This window comes from Lysobacter firmicutimachus, assembly GCF_037027445.1.
Lineage (GTDB): Bacteria > Pseudomonadota > Gammaproteobacteria > Xanthomonadales > Xanthomonadaceae > Lysobacter > Lysobacter firmicutimachus.
Genome location: NZ_JBANDL010000002.1, coordinates 153,005 through 170,626, shown reverse-complemented (window position 1 = coordinate 170,626; position 17,622 = coordinate 153,005). Strand labels below are relative to the sequence as shown.

Genomic DNA, 17,622 nt, shown 5'->3' with positions numbered 1-17,622 from the left:
GGGTCCGGGTCAGAACTCGGCGCCGATGTTGAGGTAGATCTGGAAGTTCGAATCCGGATCGTCGAGGCCGCGCGCGATGTCGATGCGCAGCGGGCCGACCGGCGAGCGCCAGCGCACGCCGATGCCGACGCCGGTGCGCAGGTCGGGCGTGTCGTCGAAGGCGCTGCCGCTGTCGACGAACACCGCGCCGCCCCAGCTGTCGTTGAAGTACTGCTCGTACTCGACGCTGCCGGTGATCACGTTCTTAGCGCCGAGCGCGAAGGCTTTGCGGTCCGGCCCGGGCGGAATGCGCGGGCCGACCTCGCGCCATTCGTAGCCGCGGATGCTGCGGTCGCCGCCGGCGTAGAAGCGCAGGCTCGGCGGCAGGTCGACCAGTTCGTTGGTGAAGGTATGGCCGAGTTCGCCGCGCGCGATCAGCCGGCTGCGTTCGCCCAGGCCCTTGTACCAGCGCGCGGTGACGTGGGCCTGGATGAAGTTGGCGTCCGAACCCGCGCCCTGCAGGCCGCCGCGGATCATGCCGGTGGCGCCGATGCCGTTGCGCGGGTACAGGCGGTCGTCGGCGTCGATGTATTCGGCGCGCAGCGAGGGATACAGGAAGGTCGCGGTGCGGTAATCGACCGGCGTGGTCGGATCGTCGTCGTCCTCGTCGGCGTAGGCCCAGCGCTCGCGCAGGCCGTGCACCGAGGCGGTCGCGGTCCAGTGCTGGTTGATCTTGCCGCTGCGGCTGGCGACCAGTTCGATCCGGCGCGTGTCGATGTAGTCGGTCTGCTCGTCCGAACCCTGCAGGCTGAAGGTGTACCAACCGTCGACCCAGGCGAAGGCGGGGATGCGGTACTGCAGGGTCGCGGTCTTGCGCCGCTGCGCGTAGTCGACCTGGGCCAGGGCCTTGTGGCCGCGATCGTTGAGGTAGCGCCGCTCCAGGCCCAGGCGCACGCCGGCGCCGCTGTCGGTGCCGTAGCTCAGGCCGGCGGTGTAGATGCTGCGCTTGGCCGGGGTCAGGGTGACCTTGACCGGGACCTGGCCGTCGACCGCCGCGTCCGGCTGCGGTTCGATGTCGATGCTGGAGAAGTAATCCAACCGCGCCAGCGATTCGCGGAAGCGGTCGAGCTTGCCTTGGTGGTAGTAGCTGCCCTGTTCCCAGTACACCAGGCGCTGCAGCAGGCTGTCGCGGATGATCCGCTTGGGCGTCTGCTCGAAGCTGATCGGGCCCATGTCGTAGCGCGGGCCGCTGGTCCAGACCAGATCGATATCCGCGGCGTTCTGGGCCCGGGTCACCTCGACCCGGCGCGACGAGAAATCCGCATCGAAATAGCCGCGTTCGGCCAGGCGGCGGCTGATCTTGGTCTTGCTGGCCTCGTACAGCTCGTGATTGAAGACCTGGTCGGGGCCGGGACGGAACGCGGCCAGATCCTGATTGAGATAGCGGTCGTCGCTGCCGGCGCCGAGGATCGCGACGTCGGAGCGGCGCACCTTGACCGGCTCGCCCTTGTCGACGGTGATCACCACCGATACCGGCGCGCTGGACGGGGCCCGCTCCGCGGCCGGCTCCGGCGCCGCCGCGGCATCGGCTGCGACCGCCTCGCGCTCGGTTTCTGCGTCGCCGGCCTGCGACTCGCTGCGCCGGCGATTGCCGCGCGAGTCTTCCACGGTGATGGTCGGGGAGTAGTAGCCGAACGGCTCCAGCGCCTCGCGCGCCTCGTCCTCGGCCTCACGCAACAGATAGCCCAGGCGACGCCCCGACACGGTCTTGCCGATCGCGTCGACCAGCGACAACGACACGCGCACGTTCTGGGTCATGGCCTCGTCGAGGCCGCGGATGTCGACCTTTTCCACCTTCGCCGCCTGCGCCGCGCCGACGGATGCGAAACACAGGGCGGCGGCGAGTAACAGGCGGGGGGTCGGGGGCATGCGTCAGATTAACCGGCAACGGCTTGTATTGCCTGAGGATTTTTCCGGGCAGTTTGAAGCCTGCGGCCTGCGTCCGCGTTAAGGGCACGTGAGGCCCACGCGCTTTATCGAAACGAACGCCGCATCTGTGCCAGATGTGACGGTCGATGCGAACGCGCCCACGCCCGCAGACCGCGCCGCGATCGCTCGCAGCGCGGTCGCGGCTGGCGACCGCAGGAAATCCCGTGGGACGCCGCTCCTGCCCGGGAGCGGCGCGGCTCAGATCGACAGATGTTCGATCGCGGCGACGCTGCCGAGGCGGTCGGACAGGCGCTTGAGCAGGGCCAGGCGGTTGTTGCGCACGGCCGCGTCATCGACGTTGACCATCACCTGGTCGAAGAAGGCGTCGACCTGCGGCCGCAGCCGGGCCAGGCGGCCGAGCACGGCGACGTAGTCGCGCTGGGCCAGCAGCGCATCGGTGTCCGCCGCCGCCGCGTCAACCGCTTCGGCCAGCTCGCGCTCGGCCGGCTCGGCGAACAGCGCCGCGTCGATGGCCTCCGGCAACGCGCCTTCGATCTTCTTGAGGATGTTGCGGCTGCGCTTGTTGGCGGCGGCCAGGGCTTCGGCCTCGGGGAGTTTGGCGAATTCGACGATGGCCTGGACCCGGCGATCGAAATCGAACAGGTCCGAGGACCCGCGTTCGAGGACGGATTCGAATTGCGGATGGGTCACGCCCACGTCGGCGTAGTAACTGCGCAGCCGCTCGCGGGTGAAGTCGTTGAGATCGATCGCGAACTCGACGCCGTTGCCGCCGTCGGCCGCAGGCAGGAACGGATGCACGCGCGCCTCTTCGTCTTTGCGCTTCTTCGGCGACTCGATGCTTTCCAGGTAGGCATGCACCACCGGCACCACCGCGGCGCTGGCCTTGGCGAACAGTGCGTCCAGCGAAACCGACAACTGCGATTCGATGATCGTCCGCGCCAGGCCGAGGGCGTTGCGGCGCAGCGAGAAGGGGTCCTTGTTGCCGGTCGGCTTCAGGCCCGCGGCGAAGCCGCCGGCCAGGGTGTCCAGACGCTCGGCGATGGCCACCACCTGGCCCAGCTTCGACGGCGCGATCGCGTCGCCGGCGAAGCGCGGCATGTAGGCCTCGTCGATCGCGGCGGCGACTTCGGCGCTCTCGTCCGCGGCCAGGGCGTAGTAGCGGCCGGCGATGCCCTGCAACTCCGGGAATTCGTTGACCATGCGCGACTGCAGGTCGTTCTTCGACAGCAACGCGGCGCGCTTGGCCAGTGCGGGGTCGACGCCGGCCGCCGGCGCGATCGCTTCGGCCAGCGCGGCGACGCGCGCGACCTTGTCGGCCACGCTGCCCAGCTTGTCCTGGTACTTGACCGTCTTCAGGCCCTCGCCCATCGACGCCAGCCCCTGCTTGAGGTCTTCGTCGTAGAAGAACTTGGCGTCGGCGAAGCGCGGCCGGATCACCCGCTCGTAGCCCTTGCGCACTTCGTTCTCGTCGCGGCTGACGATGTTGGCGACGCCGATGAAGCGCTCGGTCAGGTGGCCTTCGCCGTCGAGCACCGGGAAGAATTTCTGGTTGGCTTCCATGGTCGCGATCAACGCCTCCTGCGGCACGCGCAGGAATTCGCGCTCGAAGCCGCAGGCGATCGCCACCGGCCATTCGGTCAGGCCGTTGACCTCTTCCAGGATGCCTTCGTCGATGCGGGCGACGCCGCCGGCGCCGCGCGCGGCCTGTTCGACTTCGCGCACGATGCGCTCGCGGCGCTCGTCCGGATCGACCAGCACCTGCGCGCTGCGCAGCGATTCGACATAGTCCTCCGGCGCGCTGAACCACACCGGCTTGTCGTGCATGAAGCGATGGCCGCGGCTCATGCGGTCGCTGGCGATGCCCAGCACCTGCGCCGGCACCACGTCCTTGCCGAACAGCAGCACCAGCCAGTGCGCCGGGCGGGCGAAACCATAGTCGTGGTCGCCCCAGCGCATCGGCTTGGGAATCGGCATCGCCGCCAGCGCCTCGCGCACGATCTCCGGCAGCAAGCTGGCGGTGTCGGCGCCGGGCTTGACCGCGCGGTGGACGAAGCGCTCGCCCTTGGCGTCGCTGGTGCGCTCCAGCGCGGTCCAGTCGATCCCGGCCTTGGCGGCGAAGCCCTGCAGCGCCTTGGTCGGCTGGCCGTCGCCGTCGAGGGCGATGTTGAGATAGGGGCCGAGCACTTCGCTCTTCTGCTCCGGCTGCTGCGTCTGCACCGCGTTCAGCCGCACAGCGAGGCGGCGCGGGGTGTACAGCGGCTTGGCGCCGTCGCGCTCGAAACCGATGCCGCGCTTGTGCAGGCCGTCGAGGACGCCGTCGAAGAAGGCCTGGGCCAGGCCCGGCAGGGCCTTGACCGGCAATTCCTCGGTGCCGAGTTCGATCAGGAGAGGTTGGGTCGTGCTCATGCGGTGGCCTTTGCGCTGTCGCTGCGCGTCCTGCGGACGGCGCCGGAAATGTGGGGTGTTGCGTGCGGAGTCGGGGCGCCTTCACCCCGGCCCTCTCCCGCGGGCGGGAGAGGGGCGAATCGGGTCAGGCAGCGGCCTTGGGCTGCTTGAGGCCCGGGAAACCGAGCTTCTCGCGCTGCGCGTAATAGGCCTCGGCCACGCCCTGGGCGATCTTGCGCACGCGCAGGATGTAGCGCTGGCGCTCGGTCACGCTGATCGCGCGGCGCGCGTCGAGCAGGTTGAAGCTGTGGCTGGCCTTGCACACCTGGTCGTAGGCCGGCAGCGGCAGGCCGAGCTCGATCAGCTTCGCGGCTTCCTTCTCGCAGGCGTCGAAGCGGTGGAACAGCTCGGCCACGTCGGCGTGCTCGAAGTTGTACGCGCTCTGCTCGACTTCGTTCTGGTGGTAGACGTCGCCGTAGGTCACCGGGGTGCCGTCCGGGCCGTAGGTCCAAACCAGATCGTAGACGTTGTCGACGTTCTGCAGGTACATGCACAGACGCTCGAGGCCGTAGGTGATCTCGCCGAGCACCGGCTTGCACTCCAGGCCGCCGGCCTGCTGGAAATAGGTGAACTGGGTGACTTCCATGCCGTTGAGCCAGACCTCCCAGCCCAGGCCCCAGGCGCCGAGGGTCGGCGATTCCCAGTTGTCCTCGACCAGGCGCAGGTCGTGCACGCGCGGGTCGACGCCGAGCGCCTTGAGCGAGTCGAAGTACAGCTCGACGATGTTGTCGGGGCTGGGCTTCATCGCCACCTGGTACTGGTAGTAGCGCTGCAGGCGGTTCGGGTTCTCGCCGTAGCGGCCGTCGGTCGGGCGGCGGCTGGGCTGGACGTAGGCGGCGTTCCACGGCTCCGGGCCCAGCGCGCGCAGGAAGGTCGCCGGGTGGAAGGTGCCGGCGCCCACTTCCAGGTCCAGCGGCTGGATCAGCACGCAGCCCTGTTCGGCCCAATAGGCGTTCAGGCGCTGGATCATGGCCTGGAACGTCAGGCCTTGGGGGGTCGGGTCCTGGCCCTGAACCGGGGTCGGTGCGTCGCTGGCGTCCATGGTCTCATCGCAGTGCAGCAAAGCGGGTTAGTATACGGCGAGCCCCGCCGGGCGGGCCCGCGAGCCTGTCAATACCGGGCTTTGGACGGGCTCGCAGATCGACGGTCCGGCCCGGTTTTCGCAGCGCCTCCCCCACTCGCCGCCCGATCGTGAATCCGCCCTTCCTGATCCTCGAGACCGGCCAGCCGGTCGCCTCCATGCGCCGCCATCGCGGCTTTCCGCACTGGATCCGCGTCGCCGCCGGCCTGAGCCGCGACGAGGCCGTCGTGGTCAATGTCGAGCACGGCGAGCCGCTGCCCAGCCGCGAAGGGTTCGCCGGGGCGATCGTCACCGGCTCCGGCGCGATGGTCACCGACCGCGCCGAGTGGAGCGAACGCAGCGCGCAGTGGCTGCGCGAGGCCGCGCACGCGCGCCTGCCGCTGTTCGGCATCTGCTACGGCCACCAATTGCTGGCGCACGCGCTCGGCGGCGAGGTCGGCGATCACCCGGGCGGGCGCGAGATGGGCACGATCGCGCTGGAGCTGCACCCCAGCGCCGGCGAAGACCCGCTGTTCGGCGGCCTGCCGGCGCAGTTTCCGGCCCAGGCCACCCACCTGCAGACCGTGCTGCGCGCGCCCGAGGGCGCGACCGTGCTGGCGCGCTCGGCGCACGATGCCTGCCATGCGTTCCGCTGGGGCGAGCGCGCCTGGGGGGTGCAGTTCCACCCCGAGTTCAGCGCCACCCACATGCGCGGCTACGTACGTGCGCGACAGGACGCGCTGCGCACCGAGGGCCATTGCCCGAAGTCGATCGCCGGCGCGGTGAGCGCGACCCCGCATGCGCGGCGCGTGCTGCGCCGCTTCGTCGGCCACGCCCGCGCCCTGCACGGACGCTGAGCCGCCGTGTTCTCCGCCTTATCGCGCGCCCCGGCCGGGGCGCGCTCCAACCGAGGGGCCCCGCCCCGGGACCGAACCGATGACCCAACCGATACGCAAGGTGCCGCTGAGCCACGGCGTGCAATGGCTGCTGCGCGCGGTCAACCTGGGCGCTCGCAACCCGCGTGCGATCTTCGGCGCCGCGGTGCTGTTCATGGCCGTGCTGTACCTGCTCGCGGTGCTGCTGGCGACGCCGGCGCGCAGCCTGGCCGGCAGCGCCGACCCGGACATGAGCGGGATAGCGACCGCGCTGATTCCGATGTTCGTGCTGCTGGTGCTGGCCCTGCCGGTGCTGTTGGCCGGGCTGATGCACGTGATCCGCGAAGCCGAGGCCGGGCGCCCGACCCGCGCCCGCGACCTGTTCGCGCCGCTGCGCCAGCACAAGCTGTCGGCGCTGGCCGGCGTGGGCCTGATCCAGATCGCGCTGACCCTGATCAGCGGCGCGCTGGTGGTGTGGCTGGCCGGCCAGGACTACTGGTCGCAGTATCTGGAAATGCTGCGCGATGCGCTCAGCGGCCGGGTGGCGACGCCGCCGGAGCCCGAGCATCCGGGCCTGATGATGCTGGTGCAGCTGCTGTCGAACTACTTCACCAACGCGATTCTGCTGATCGCGGTGCCGCTGATCATGTTCTCCGGCCTGGGCCTGTCGGAGGCGGTCAAGCGCAGCCTGGGCGCCTCGCTGTGGAACCTGGGCGCCTACCTGCTGGCGGCGATGCTGTTCATGGCCGCGGTGATGATCTCCGGCCTGATCGTCGCCCTGGTGGCGATGGTCGCGACCCAGATCGGTTCGCTGCTGCACCCCGCGGTCGGCTCGCTGCTGGCGATGGTGCTGTTGATCGCCTACGGCGCGACCGTGCTGGTGGTGCTGTGCGGTACCTGCTATTTCGCCTGGCGCGATGTGTTCGGCCACGAAGCCGATGCCGCCGCCGCGGCCGCATCGACGCCACGCCCGGGCCAGTTCGAGGCCTGACGACAGGCTGCCGTGGCGCCGCTTCTGTAGGAGCGGCGTGAGCCGCGACGCGCTGCGGCCGGTCGCGTCGTAATCGCGAAGTCGCGGTCGCGGCTCACGCCGCTCCTACAACGGCGGCATCGCCGCTCTTGCCAATCCCGAATCCCGAATCACAGCATGCCCGGATCCAGCGCGGCCTCCAGCGCCGCCTGCAACGCCAGGCTCAGCCACGCCGTGGCCGCCAGCGCGGCCAAAAGCTGCAGGCCGATCCAGGCCCAGGCCCAGGCCGGCATGCCGCGCGCGTCGATGCAGTCGACCCGCGCCCCGGCCAGGCGGTCGTGCAGGGCGCGCTGCTCGGGCTTGGCCACCGCGACCAGATGGCCGATGTTGAGGGTCAGCCAGGACAACGCACCGCCGAGGTAGCGCAAGGCCGCGCGGCCGGCGCCGAGCCGGCCGCCGTCGGCGGCGGCCACGCGCAGGCCCAGCGCGCGCTTGCCCGGCGTGGCCCGCCACGGGCCGGCGACGCAGGCCACCTCGTAGACCGCGCCGAGCGCGGCATAGGCCAGCAGCCAGCCCAGCAGCAGGGCGCCGAAGGCGACGCCGACCTCGCCGAGGGCGGCGTGCAGCGCCGGATCGGCCAACAGACGGCGAAAAAAGCCGGCGAAATTCAGATCGGCCAACGCCGAGTCGGCCATGATCTGCGCCGTGCGGCGGCCGATCGCGGCCCAGCCGCGGCGCATCGCCTCGCAATATCCGCTCCATAACGGCGCGCCCAGCACCGTCGTCGCCGCGGCGACGACGGCCGCATCCAGCGACCAGGCCGCATAGCGCGGCCAGAATCCGGCCGGCGCGGTCATGAACCGGGCGCGTCGCCGGCTTCGCTGCGGTCGCGGTCGGAGGCGACCCACCTGGAGGCGATGATCCCGAGTTCGTAGAGCACGCACATCGGAATCGCCAGCATCAGCTGCGAGACCACGTCGGGCGGGGTGATCACCGCGGCGATGATGAAGATACCGACCACCGCGTAACCGCGCCCTTCCTTGAGCTGGGCCGGGGTCACCCAGCCGAGCAGGGACAGGATCACCAGCGCCACCGGCACTTCGAAGCTGATGCCGAAGGCCAGGAACAGGATCAGGACGAAATCCAGGTAGGCGTTGATGTCGGTCATCATCGCCACCCCGCTCGGGGTGACCTTGACCAGGAAGCCGAACACCGACGGCAGCACCAGGAAGAACGCGAACGCGCAGCCGATGTAGAACAGCGACAGCGCCGACACCAGCAGCGGCAGGGCCAGGCGCTTCTCGCGCTTGTACAGCCCGGGCGCGACGAAGGCCCAGGCCTGGTACAGCAGCCATGGCATCGAGATCATCAGCGCGGCGAAGAAGGCCAGCTTGATCGGCGCCGAGAACGGCGAAGCGACCTCGACCGCGATCAGCTGGCTGCCGGCGGGCAGCTTGGCCAGCAGCGGCGTGGCCAGGTAGTGGTAGAGCTTGTTGGCGAACGGCAACAGGCCGAGGAACACCACGATCAGGCCGACCACGCCGCGCAGCAGGCGCGCGCGCAGTTCGATCAGATGGTCGAGCAGACGCGGCTCGGCCGTCGCGTCGCCGGCGTCGCCGTGCGGCGGAAGATCAGCGTCGCTCATCGTCGGAAGTCGTGCTCGGGCTGCGGGGGCGGTAGTCGGGCAAGGCCGCGCCGGCGTGGCCGTGATCGAACGACGACGATGCGTCGTGGGTCGGCAACGGCGTGTCGCCGGCGGCGACGTTCGCCGCATCGTCGCGCGCCGGCTCCGGCGGCGCGCTGGCGGGCGCGGCATCGTCCGGCGGAACTTCGGCCGCCGGCGCTTGCGTCGCGCCGGCACCGGCCGGCGCGGCGATGCGGCGGTTGAGCTCGTCGACCTCGTTGCGCATCGCCTGGCCGCTGTCGCGCAGCTGGGCCTGGGCGTCGCGCAGGTCGGACTGGGCCTGGCGCAGGCTGCGCTTGAGCTCTTCGTCGGCGAGCTCGTTCTCGAGCTCGGACTTGACCGAGTACCACTGCGCGCGCGCGCGCCGCACCCACAGGCCGGCGAAGCGCGCTGCCTTGGGCAGGCGCTCGGGTCCGAGCACGATCAAAGCGACGATCGCGATCACGAAGACTTCAGAGAAGCCTATGTCGAACATGCGGTAAAGCCGGGCGGGGGCGGAAGCGTCGGCGCCGCGGCGTCAGCGCGGGGTGTGCTCGTCGTTGCGCGAGGCGGCGTTGCTGTCGTTGCGGCGGCTTTCGTCGCCGAGCTGCGCGGACGGCTTGTCGTCGTCCTGCATGCCCTTCTTGAAGCCCTTGACGGCTTCGCCGACGTCTTTGCCGATGTTGCCCAGGCGTTTGGTGCCGAACACGAGAACGACGATCAGCAGGACGACGACCCAGTGAATCCAACTCATGCTGCCCATGGCGGTGTCCTGTAGGAACCTGTAGATGAACCGGAACGGCGGCGGCCTGGCCCTGAAACCGGCGGGCCGGCGAACGCCCCGCGGCCGGGCGATCGCTGCGCACGACCCGGGAGTCCGAGGATACCGCAACCTCGGCGACAGCACAGACCGCGCGCAGCGCGCAATTGCGGGGTTTTCGTTGCAATAGGCCGTCAGTCACGCCCGCGGCGCGGTTCAGGGCAGCGGTTCGACCTTGGCCGGATTGGCCGGCACGGTTTCGAACGGCTGCGGCTGGCCCGGCTCGGCGGGCTGCGCCGGCTGGGCCGGGGCCAGGCGCTCGCGCGCCGGTGCGCGCGGCGCGACCGGCGCCGCGCCGGATTCGGGGTAGACCGTGGCGCCCAACGCCGGCCGCTGATCCTCGGCGCTGCGATTGGCGCGCGCGGTGGCGCTGGCCTCCTCCAGGCGGTCGCGGAAGTCCACCACCGCGGTCGAGGGCTGCCCGGCCGCGCGGCCTTCGAAGATCATCCGCGGCGTGCTGCCTTCGCCGTACACCGCCTGGTTGGCGTCGTCGTCGATCGACAGCGCGGCGCCGTCGAGGGCGATGCCGGCGAACAGGCCGCGCGCGCGCGACCACGACCAGATCTCGGCCTTGAGCTGGCCGTCGGTGGCGGCGGCGGCGGTGCGCCCGACGGGGCCGGCGGCGACGCTGGCGTCGGCGCCCAGGGTGACCTTGCCGTTGACGATCGAATCCAGGCCGCGCGCGCCGCGGAACACCAATACGATGTCGGAGGACTGCACGCCGGCCTGGAAGCCGACGCTGCCGCCGGTGAGCTTGACGAAGCTGGGGTTGGACCAGGTGCCGTCGGGGTTCTTGACCGAGACCAGGCCATGGCCGCGGCGGCCGCCGACCACCAGGCCGATCTTCAGCGTGTCGGGCACCACCACTATCGCGCGGGCCTCGTCGAACAGCTTGTCGGGAATCGAGGACTCGGGAATCTGCTGGATGTCGGCGAGCACACGCACCGCATCGCGGGCGCGCTGGTCCTCGGTCTCGCCGGCCACGGCGGAGGTGGCGGCGAGCCCCAGGCTCAGGGCGAGGCTCAGGCTGAGGGCGCGGGGCAGCGAACGGGACATGGCGGACTCCGGCGGGGCGTACGAAACGTACGAAAGAAAGAAAACGGCGTGCGGCGCCCATGGTAAGCAAGGACGCCGCCTCCGGCATCGGCCTGAGGCTAGCGGCGCGGCGATGAATCGCTACGGAACTGCGCCGCCGGCCGCAGGCGGCGCATCCAGCCGCCCCGACAGCCAGTGCGCGATGTTGAGCGCGAGCTGGTAATTGCGCTCCGCACCCGGCGCGTTCATGCCCATCGGCTTGCCTTGCGCGCCTTGCCGCTGCGCGCTGAACATCGCAGCCTCGCCGAAGAACGCAGCGCGGCCGCGGCCCAGCCGCAGCACGGCGCCCTGCGACCAGCCGCCGACCTCGACCCGCGGCGTGTCGGCGTCGAATCGCCAGGCTTTGGCCGGCTGCAACGACACGTAGCCCGGCGGCAGGGTCAACACCGGTTCGGCCTGCGGCGGCAGGCGAAAGGCCTGGCCGGTGAAGCTGCGCACTTGCTCGACCGCCTCGCCGGGGGCGCCGCCGCGCGTTACCGCATGCGCGGCCAGGCTGCCGTCGCCGCGCCGGAACACGGTCGGGCGCTGGAACAGCGCCGCGCGCCGCTGCGGATCGGCATCGAAGCCGGGCCTGGCGAAGCCGTCGAGGAACTCGACCCCGAACGCACGCGCCAGGCTCGCCGCGGCGCCGGCCAGCGGCATGTGGTCGGCGATCAGCCACAAGCGCCCGCCGCGTTCGACCCAGCGCCGCACCGCGCGCACCTCGCCGGCATCGAACGCCGACGGCGTCGGCGTGGGGTAGTCGCTCCAGTCCGCGTCGCCGGGCTGGGCGTTGGCGATCACCAGGATCGAGCAATCCCGCAGCGACGCCGCGCTCAGCCGCGCACGCAGCGGCTGCAACGCGTAGCCGTCGCGGCGCAACAGCTCGCCGAAGCTCCAGTAACGGCCGTCCAGGGTATGGAAATTGTGATGCCCCTCGTCCAGGCACAGGCGCGGACCGGCGCCGGCGGCATAGGCCGGTCGCGCGATCGGCGGCCGGTAGTCGCGGTCGGACACCTGCTGCGCGGCGGCCGGCGGCGCCAACGACACTGCGGCCGCGAACCAGGACGCGAAAAAACGGATCGGGCGGGAACGAAAAAGATTCATGCGGGCTCCAGCCGGGGGCGCAACCGTCGGACAGGGCCGGGCCGGCGAAGACGACGAACGCGTGGCGGGCACTCGCGGTGCACAGGATCGCCGATCCGCGCGCGGCCGGAGCGTGGCCCCGGTCGCGCCATCGCCGGCGCCGCTGCGACACAGCGTTGCCGGGCGAATAGGCGTCGGCCGGAGGAATTCCGCGCCGTACCGGCCCCATCTATCGCTGCGATCGAAACATTCGATCCGGCAAAGATTCCGTGGCCGCACCCGCGGATGTCATCCTATGCCGATGCCCGCTCATGCCAGCACCGCCGACGCCAGCGCCGCCGCCGACACCGCGGTGGTGCTGGTCAATCTCGGCACCCCCGACGCGCCCAACACCGCTGCGGTGCGGCGCTACCTGTCCGAATTCCTGCACGACCACCGGGTGGTCGACCTCAGCCGCTGGCTGTGGTGCCCGCTGCTGCATTTCGCCATCCTGCCGCTGCGCAGCGGCAAGGTCGCGCACAAGTACGCCAGCATCTGGCTGCCGGAGGGCTCGCCGCTGGCGGTGCACACCCGCCGGCTGGCCGAGGCGGTGCAGCGCGAGCTGCCGCAGGCGCGGGTGCTGCACGCGATGCGCTACGGCCAACCCTCGTGGAAGCAGTTGCTGGCCGGGCTGCGCGAGCAGGGCGTGCGCCGGGTGCTGGCGCTGCCGCTGTACCCGCAGTACTCGACCTCGACCACCGCTTCGGTCGGCGACGTGCTGCAGGCCGCGACCGGCCTGGAAACGCGCCTGTTGCACGACTACCACGCCGACCCGGCCTGGGTCGGCGCGGTCGCCGATTCGATCCATCGCCACCGCCAGCACCACGGCGAGGGCGAACATCTGCTGTTCTCGTTCCACGGCCTGCCGCAGCGCTTCGCCGATGCCGGCGACCCCTACCCGCGCCAGTGCGAAGCCGGCGCGCGCGCGATCGCCCATGCGCTGGGCCTGTCCGACGGGGCCTGGAGCCTGAGCTACCAATCGCGCTTCGGCCGCGAACGCTGGCTCGAACCGGCCACCAGCGACACCTTGGATGCGCTGGCGGCGCGCGGCGTGCGCAAGGTCGACGTGGTCGCGCCGGGCTTCGCCGTGGACTGCCTGGAGACCCTGGAGGAAGTGGCGATCATGCTGGCCGCGGACTTCGCCGCGCGCGGCGGCGAACTGCGCTACATCCCCTGCCTGAACGACTCGCCGGCGCACGCGTCGGCCCTGGCCGGCATCGCCCGGCGCGAACTGGACGCCTGGACCTGATGGCCGCGATGCAGGAATTCGTCGTCGATACCGCTTTCGGCCGCCTGGCCGGGCTGCGCAACGGCCGCATCGGCGCGCCCAAGGTGCTGGCGCTGCACGGCTGGCTGGACAACGCCGCCAGCTTCGTACCGCTGGCGCCGTGGTTCGAAGGCTACGACTTGGTCGCGCCGGACCTGCCCGGGCACGGCGCCAGCGCGCATCTGCCGGCGGCGGCCGAGTACACCCTGGTGACCGCGGCGCGCGCGGCCTTGTCGGTGGCCGACGCACTGGGTTGGGACCGCTTCCACCTGCTCGGCCATTCGCTCGGCGGCGCGACTTCCAGCGTGCTCGCCGCAGCCTTGCCGCAGCGAATCGACAAACTGCTGCTGGTCGAGGCGCTGGGTTCGCTGTCGGAGCCGGAAGAACGCGTCGCCACCCGCCTGCGCGAGGCCTTCGCCGGCCAGGCCGCGCTGGCCGGCAAGCAGTTGCGGGTGTTCGACGACATCGCCACGGCCGTGCGCGTGCGGATGGCCGCCAACGACCTCAGCGAACGCGTCGCCCGGCTGCTGGTCGAGCGCGGCGTCGCGCCTGCGCAGGGCGCGCAGCGCCAGGGCTATGTCTGGCGCAGCGATCCGCGCCTGACCCTGACCGCCGCGCTGCGCATGAGCGAAGCGCAGATGCGCGCGCTGATCGGCGCGATCGAATGCCCGACCTGCATGGTCTGGGCCGACCCGGCCCAGGCCTACATGCCCGACGCGCTGCGCCGCGAACGCGCCGGCCTGCTCGCGCGCGGCGAAATGCACGTGCTGGCGGGGACACATCATCTGCATATGGAGCAGCCGGGGCCGATCGGGGAACGGTTCCGGGAGTTTCTGGCGGGTTGAGGCGGCGGCGCGGGACGCTACGCGGTTTTTCGCAGCGGCCGAAGAGCGGGTCATCGCAACCGGCGCAGCGCAGCGCGCGCCCGACCTACTGCGCGGCGATCAAGCGCCGCAAGCCGGCCTTGAGGCTGCGGCCGGAGGCGCGGAAGTAGTCGCGCTGTTCGCGCCAGTCCGGACAGCGCGCTTCGACTTCGCGCCAGAACGCGCGCGAGTGATCGGCATGGATCAGGTGGCACAGTTCGTGCACCAGCACGTATTCGAACGCGGCCGGCGGGGCCAGCACCAACGACAGGTCCAGCGACAGCGCGCCGTCCGGCGCCAGCGAGCCCCATTGCGAGGACATCACCCGGTAGCGCAGGCGCGACGGCGCGCGCGGCAAGCCCGACAAGTACTTGGGCAACCAGCGGCCGACGTCGGCACGCGCCTGGCCTTCGTAGAAATCGCGCAGCGCGCGCGGCAGCGCGGCCGGCTTGAGCGTGTCGGGCACCGCGATGACCAGCGCGTCCTCGGCCAGCTCCACGCGCAGCGCGCGCGCGCTGCGCCAGCGCACCGGCCAGTCGCGGCCGCGCAGGGGCACGCTCGCGTCGGCATGCGGCTGCAGCGGCTGTGCGCCGCTGTCGGCCAACGCCATCTGCGCCAGCAGCCAGTCGCCGTGTTCGATCACGAAGCGCTGGCCGGCGATGTCGCTGGCGCGCAACGGCAGGGTCAGGCGCGGGCCGCGTTCGTCGACGCTGAGCCGGATCCGCCGCGCGCGCGGGTCGCGCACGCGCAAGACCTCGATCCGGCGGCCGTTGCCGAGCTCGATCGCGACGGTCTCGCGCGAGACCGTGCGCGGCGAGGCCGGCGGCTTGCCGGTCAGCAGGCGCAGCAACAAGTTGCTCACGAGGACGGAGCCGTCATCGGCCGAGGATAGCGCCTGAAGGCGACCGGCGGGCGACGCCGGCGCCCTCGCGCCGCGCGCCCCCGGATGGAGCCCTCCCCCCAATCCCGCTCCCGCACGCGGGAAAGGGGCGAGCCAGCATCGCGCGCGGCGGCGGAGGTCGGAATGCGAGGCGATCGCGCGTTCCAACACGCCGGCCGTGCGCGGGAGCGGGGCCCGCCGGGGTCGTGCGCGGGCGAACGCGGAGCGCATCGGCGCGCGGCTGCGCCCGCAGCCGCGAGTCGCAGCGCGGGCCGCGAGGGTCTCAGCCTTCGACCTTGGACAACTTCAACGCCGGCTCCAGCACCTTGAACAAGCGCTTGACTTCGCCGCTCATCAGGGCGAAACGGGCGTCGAGTTCGGCGCGCAAGCCGTCGCCTTCGGAGTGCTCGAGCTGGTCGACGGCGCCGTCGAGCAGCTTGAACTTGCGCACCACCAGATCTTCGCCGAGCACGAAGGAGACGTGGTCGTCCAAAGTCAGGGCCAGGCGGGTGACCTGCTTGCCGGTTTCCAGGTGCTTGGCGATCTCGTCGCTTTCCAGCTCCTGGCGCTGGCATTTGACCACCGCGCCCTGGTCGACCGGGTCGCGCAGCTCGCATTCGTCGCCGAGGCTGAGCCCGTCGGGCATCTCTTCGCCGGCGACCCAGCCGGTCAGCACCGAACGCGGCGCGATTTCGGCGTTCAGCGGCAGCGCCGGCAGGCTGCCCATGGCGCGGCGGATCTCGCTGATGACGTTCTCGCCGGTCTTGCGGCTGGAAGTGTCGACGATCACCAGGCCGTGCTCGAGATCGATCATCGCGTCGGTGCGGCTGGGCTTGACGAAGGCGCGCGGCAGCAGATCGACGATCAACTCGTCCTTGAGCCGCTTGCGGGTACGCCCGCCGGGCTTGCGCCCTTCCTTCTGTTCGATCTCGGCCAGTTTCTTGGCCAGCATGTCGTTGACCACCGCCCCCGGCAGCAGCCGGTCTTCGCCGCCGGAGGTGATCCAGATCGCGTCGCCGATGCGGTTGCTCATCACCGCGTCCTCGGCGTCGCGGCCGAACGGCGAAATGAAGCCGCGCGAGGACAGCTCGAGCGGGCCGACCGGCTTGAGCCGGCACTCTTCCAGGCCCTTGTCGAGTTCGCTGAAGTCGTGGCTGGTGGGAAAGCGGAAGAACGTCAGGTTGCGAAAGAACATGCGGGACCGGGATGGGGGATTCGGGATGGGAATTCGGCGGCGGACAGCGCGCAACCGAAGCGGGCCGGCGCGGGCGCGTCGGCGTACGAAAGACGCGGCAGCCGGTTACACGGCGGCGGGCGCCATCTTGCCGGGCGTTTCGTCGGGCGTATCGTCCAGCCATACCGGCGCCGGGGCGAGCGGCGCGCCGGCCTTGCCCAGGCCGAGGAAATCGAACAGCTTCGGATCGCTGAGCTGCGACGGCCGGATGTCGCCGAGCGCGCGCGAGATCGTCTCGATGCGGCCGGGCGTCTCGCGTTCCCAAGCGTCCATCATCCGCTTGACCTGCTTGCGCTGCAGGTTTTCCTGCGAGCCGCACAGGTTGCAGGGGATGATCGGGAATTGCTTGATCGCCGCGTAATCGACGATGTCGTCCTCGCGCACGTAGGCCAGCGGCCGGATCACCACATGCTTGCCGTCGTCGGACAGCAGCTTGGGCGGCATGCCGCTGAGCTTGGCGTGGAAGAACAGGTTGAGGAAGAAGGTCGCGACCAGGTCGTCGCGGTGGTGGCCGAGCGCGATCTTGGTGAAGCCCTGCTCCTCGGCGTAGGTGTACAGCGCGCCGCGCCGCAGCCGCGAACACAGCGAGCACATGGTCTTGCCTTCCGGCACGACCCGGGTCACCACCGAGTAGGTGTCCTGCTCGAGGATCTTGTAGGCCACCCCGATCGATTCCAGGTACTGCGGCAGCACGTGCTCGGGGAAGCCGGGCTGCTTCTGGTCGAGGTTGACCGCGACCAGCTCGAACTTCACCGGCGCTTTCTTCTGCAGCTGCAGCAGGAGGTCGAGCAGGGTGTAGCTGTCCTTGCCGCCGGACAGGCAGACCATGACCTTGTCGCCGTCTTCGATCATGCCGAAATCGGCGATGGCGCGGCCGACCTGATGGCGCAGGCGAGTGGCCAGGCGTTCGCCGTCGGCGGCGGGGGCGGCGCCGGGGCGGGCGCGGCGGATGGGTTCGGCCAGGGGCAGGACGGTGTTCATGAGGCCGACGATTCTACGCCAAGGGGCGGTGAACGCCCCCGCACCGGTCGCCGCGCCGCAGGCGATGACGCCCGCTCGGGCGGCGCGTTAAGCTGGGGCATATGACCGCCAGCACCGATGCCGCCGAGATCGCCCGCCAGCTGGCCGAGCTGCGCCTGGAACATCGCGACCTCGACGCGGCCATCGAACGCCTGAGCCTGGACCCGCAGGCCGACGAGCTGACGGTCAAGCGCTTGAAGAAACGCAAGCTGTGGCTGAAGGACTGCATCGCCCGGCTGGAAAGCGCGCTGATTCCCGACCAGCCGGCCTGAACCGCGCCAGCCGACGTTCAGCGCCCGCGGGTGCGGGCCGCTACAATCCCGGGCAGCCCACCGAGTGGAGTGTCATGGAGCTCTGAACCGATACGCCGCCTTCGCAAGCGCCGCGCGCCCGCGTG

Annotated in this window: 17 protein-coding genes; 5 read left to right on the top strand and 12 right to left on the bottom strand. The window is 70.9% G+C overall.

The genetic code is table 11. The features are described from left to right. Positions 1–9: 9 nt before the first annotated feature. The 3 genes from V2J18_RS00850 to glyQ all read right to left on the bottom strand — a co-directional run bounded on the left by V2J18_RS00850 (position 10) and on the right by glyQ (position 5,416). Positions 10–1,908 (bottom strand): autotransporter assembly complex protein TamA, encoded by a 1,899-nt coding sequence (locus V2J18_RS00850; protein ID WP_336130614.1) that lies wholly within the window; start codon positions 1,906–1,908, stop codon positions 10–12. Between the two features lie 258 nt (positions 1,909–2,166). After that, on the bottom strand, positions 2,167–4,335 hold the full coding sequence (gene glyS, locus V2J18_RS00845) for a glycine--tRNA ligase subunit beta (RefSeq protein WP_336130613.1): 2,169 nt from the start codon (positions 4,333–4,335) through the stop codon (positions 2,167–2,169). 124 nt (positions 4,336–4,459) lie between these two features. Next, a complete protein-coding gene (gene glyQ, locus V2J18_RS00840) occupies positions 4,460–5,416 on the bottom strand; it encodes a glycine--tRNA ligase subunit alpha (RefSeq protein WP_064747993.1) in 957 nt (318 codons plus the stop codon). 149 nt (positions 5,417–5,565) lie between these two features. Here glyQ and V2J18_RS00835 point away from each other — a divergent pair, with 149 nt between their 5' ends. Then, positions 5,566–6,291 (top strand): glutamine amidotransferase, encoded by a 726-nt coding sequence (locus V2J18_RS00835; protein ID WP_075575115.1) that lies wholly within the window; start codon positions 5,566–5,568, stop codon positions 6,289–6,291. Between the two features lie 79 nt (positions 6,292–6,370). Then, positions 6,371–7,300, top strand: a complete 930-nt coding sequence (locus V2J18_RS00830) for a BPSS1780 family membrane protein (RefSeq protein WP_336130612.1) — start codon at positions 6,371–6,373, stop codon at positions 7,298–7,300. Between the two features lie 149 nt (positions 7,301–7,449). On the opposite strand, the gene V2J18_RS00825 is transcribed toward V2J18_RS00830, so the two are convergent. The 6 genes from V2J18_RS00825 to V2J18_RS00800 all read right to left on the bottom strand — a co-directional run bounded on the left by V2J18_RS00825 (position 7,450) and on the right by V2J18_RS00800 (position 11,943). Further along, positions 7,450–8,136, bottom strand: a complete 687-nt coding sequence (locus tag V2J18_RS00825; RefSeq protein ID WP_064747995.1) for an RDD family protein — start codon at positions 8,134–8,136, stop codon at positions 7,450–7,452. Continuing rightward, entirely contained in the window at positions 8,133–8,924 is a 792-nt protein-coding gene (gene tatC, locus V2J18_RS00820; RefSeq protein ID WP_064747996.1) for a twin-arginine translocase subunit TatC, read from the bottom strand. The genes V2J18_RS00825 and tatC overlap by 4 nt, the downstream gene beginning before the upstream one ends. After that, complete coding sequence (gene tatB, locus V2J18_RS00815; RefSeq protein ID WP_064747997.1) at positions 8,911–9,438, bottom strand: Sec-independent protein translocase protein TatB; 528 nt, start codon at positions 9,436–9,438, stop codon at positions 8,911–8,913. Before tatB ends, tatC begins: the two co-directional genes overlap by 14 nt. Before the next feature lie 42 nt (positions 9,439–9,480). Continuing rightward, the gene (gene tatA, locus V2J18_RS00810; protein ID WP_336130611.1) at positions 9,481–9,705 is read right to left on the bottom strand and encodes a Sec-independent protein translocase subunit TatA; all 225 of its coding nucleotides are present in this window, start codon (positions 9,703–9,705) and stop codon (positions 9,481–9,483) included. Between the two features lie 213 nt (positions 9,706–9,918). Then, positions 9,919–10,806: a lipid-binding SYLF domain-containing protein gene (locus tag V2J18_RS00805; RefSeq protein ID WP_075575116.1), complete on the bottom strand. Its 888-nt coding sequence runs from the start codon at positions 10,804–10,806 to the stop codon at positions 9,919–9,921. Positions 10,807–10,938: 132 nt separating this feature from the next. Then, positions 10,939–11,943 (bottom strand): DUF4350 domain-containing protein, encoded by a 1,005-nt coding sequence (locus tag V2J18_RS00800; RefSeq protein WP_336130610.1) that lies wholly within the window; start codon positions 11,941–11,943, stop codon positions 10,939–10,941. A gap of 280 nt (positions 11,944–12,223) precedes the next feature. On the opposite strand from V2J18_RS00800, the gene hemH reads away from it, so the two are divergent. Both hemH and V2J18_RS00790 read left to right on the top strand, forming a co-directional pair. Further along, positions 12,224–13,210: a ferrochelatase gene (gene hemH / locus V2J18_RS00795; protein ID WP_336133030.1), complete on the top strand. Its 987-nt coding sequence runs from the start codon at positions 12,224–12,226 to the stop codon at positions 13,208–13,210. An 8-nt stretch (positions 13,211–13,218) separates the two neighbouring features. Continuing rightward, positions 13,219–14,073 carry an alpha/beta fold hydrolase gene (locus V2J18_RS00790; RefSeq protein ID WP_336130609.1) on the top strand — a complete coding sequence of 285 codons (855 nt, stop codon included), beginning with the start codon at positions 13,219–13,221 and terminating at the stop codon, positions 14,071–14,073. A gap of 85 nt (positions 14,074–14,158) precedes the next feature. Here V2J18_RS00790 and V2J18_RS00785 read toward each other — a convergent pair whose 3' ends face one another. From V2J18_RS00785 to ttcA, 3 genes are all read right to left on the bottom strand, one after another. Next, positions 14,159–14,953, bottom strand: coding sequence for a M48 family metallopeptidase (locus V2J18_RS00785; protein ID WP_336130608.1), 795 nt, complete (start codon positions 14,951–14,953; stop codon positions 14,159–14,161). Between the two features lie 301 nt (positions 14,954–15,254). After that, positions 15,255–16,166 (bottom strand): recombination-associated protein RdgC, encoded by a 912-nt coding sequence (locus V2J18_RS00780; RefSeq protein ID WP_336130607.1) that lies wholly within the window; start codon positions 16,164–16,166, stop codon positions 15,255–15,257. Between the two features lie 105 nt (positions 16,167–16,271). After that, positions 16,272–17,186, bottom strand: a complete 915-nt coding sequence (gene ttcA, locus V2J18_RS00775) for a tRNA 2-thiocytidine(32) synthetase TtcA (protein WP_064747120.1) — start codon at positions 17,184–17,186, stop codon at positions 16,272–16,274. 101 nt (positions 17,187–17,287) lie between these two features. Here ttcA and V2J18_RS00770 point away from each other — a divergent pair, with 101 nt between their 5' ends. After that, positions 17,288–17,497 (top strand): YdcH family protein, encoded by a 210-nt coding sequence (locus V2J18_RS00770; RefSeq protein ID WP_064747121.1) that lies wholly within the window; start codon positions 17,288–17,290, stop codon positions 17,495–17,497. The last annotated feature ends 125 nt before the right edge of the window (positions 17,498–17,622 follow it).

Bases quoted from the DNA above. Each gene is read 5' to 3' on its own strand.
- V2J18_RS00850 (WP_336130614.1), bottom strand. From the start codon at position 1,908: ATGCCCCCGACCCCCCGCCTGTTACTCGCCGCCGCCCTGTGTTTCGCA.
- glyS (WP_336130613.1), bottom strand. From the start codon at position 4,335: ATGAGCACGACCCAACCTCTCCTGATCGAACTCGGCACCGAGGAATTG.
- glyQ (WP_064747993.1), bottom strand. From the start codon at position 5,416: ATGGACGCCAGCGACGCACCGACCCCGGTTCAGGGCCAGGACCCGACC.
- V2J18_RS00830 (WP_336130612.1), top strand. From the start codon at position 6,371: ATGACCCAACCGATACGCAAGGTGCCGCTGAGCCACGGCGTGCAATGG.
- V2J18_RS00825 (WP_064747995.1), bottom strand. From the start codon at position 8,136: ATGACCGCGCCGGCCGGATTCTGGCCGCGCTATGCGGCCTGGTCGCTG.
- tatC (WP_064747996.1), bottom strand. From the start codon at position 8,924: ATGAGCGACGCTGATCTTCCGCCGCACGGCGACGCCGGCGACGCGACG.
- tatB (WP_064747997.1), bottom strand. From the start codon at position 9,438: ATGTTCGACATAGGCTTCTCTGAAGTCTTCGTGATCGCGATCGTCGCT.
- tatA (WP_336130611.1), bottom strand. From the start codon at position 9,705: ATGGGCAGCATGAGTTGGATTCACTGGGTCGTCGTCCTGCTGATCGTC.
- V2J18_RS00800 (WP_336130610.1), bottom strand. From the start codon at position 11,943: ATGAATCTTTTTCGTTCCCGCCCGATCCGTTTTTTCGCGTCCTGGTTC.
- hemH (WP_336133030.1), top strand. From the start codon at position 12,224: ATGCCCGCTCATGCCAGCACCGCCGACGCCAGCGCCGCCGCCGACACC.
- V2J18_RS00790 (WP_336130609.1), top strand. From the start codon at position 13,219: ATGCAGGAATTCGTCGTCGATACCGCTTTCGGCCGCCTGGCCGGGCTG.
- V2J18_RS00780 (WP_336130607.1), bottom strand. From the start codon at position 16,166: ATGTTCTTTCGCAACCTGACGTTCTTCCGCTTTCCCACCAGCCACGAC.
- ttcA (WP_064747120.1), bottom strand. From the start codon at position 17,186: ATGAACACCGTCCTGCCCCTGGCCGAACCCATCCGCCGCGCCCGCCCC.
- V2J18_RS00770 (WP_064747121.1), top strand. From the start codon at position 17,288: ATGACCGCCAGCACCGATGCCGCCGAGATCGCCCGCCAGCTGGCCGAG.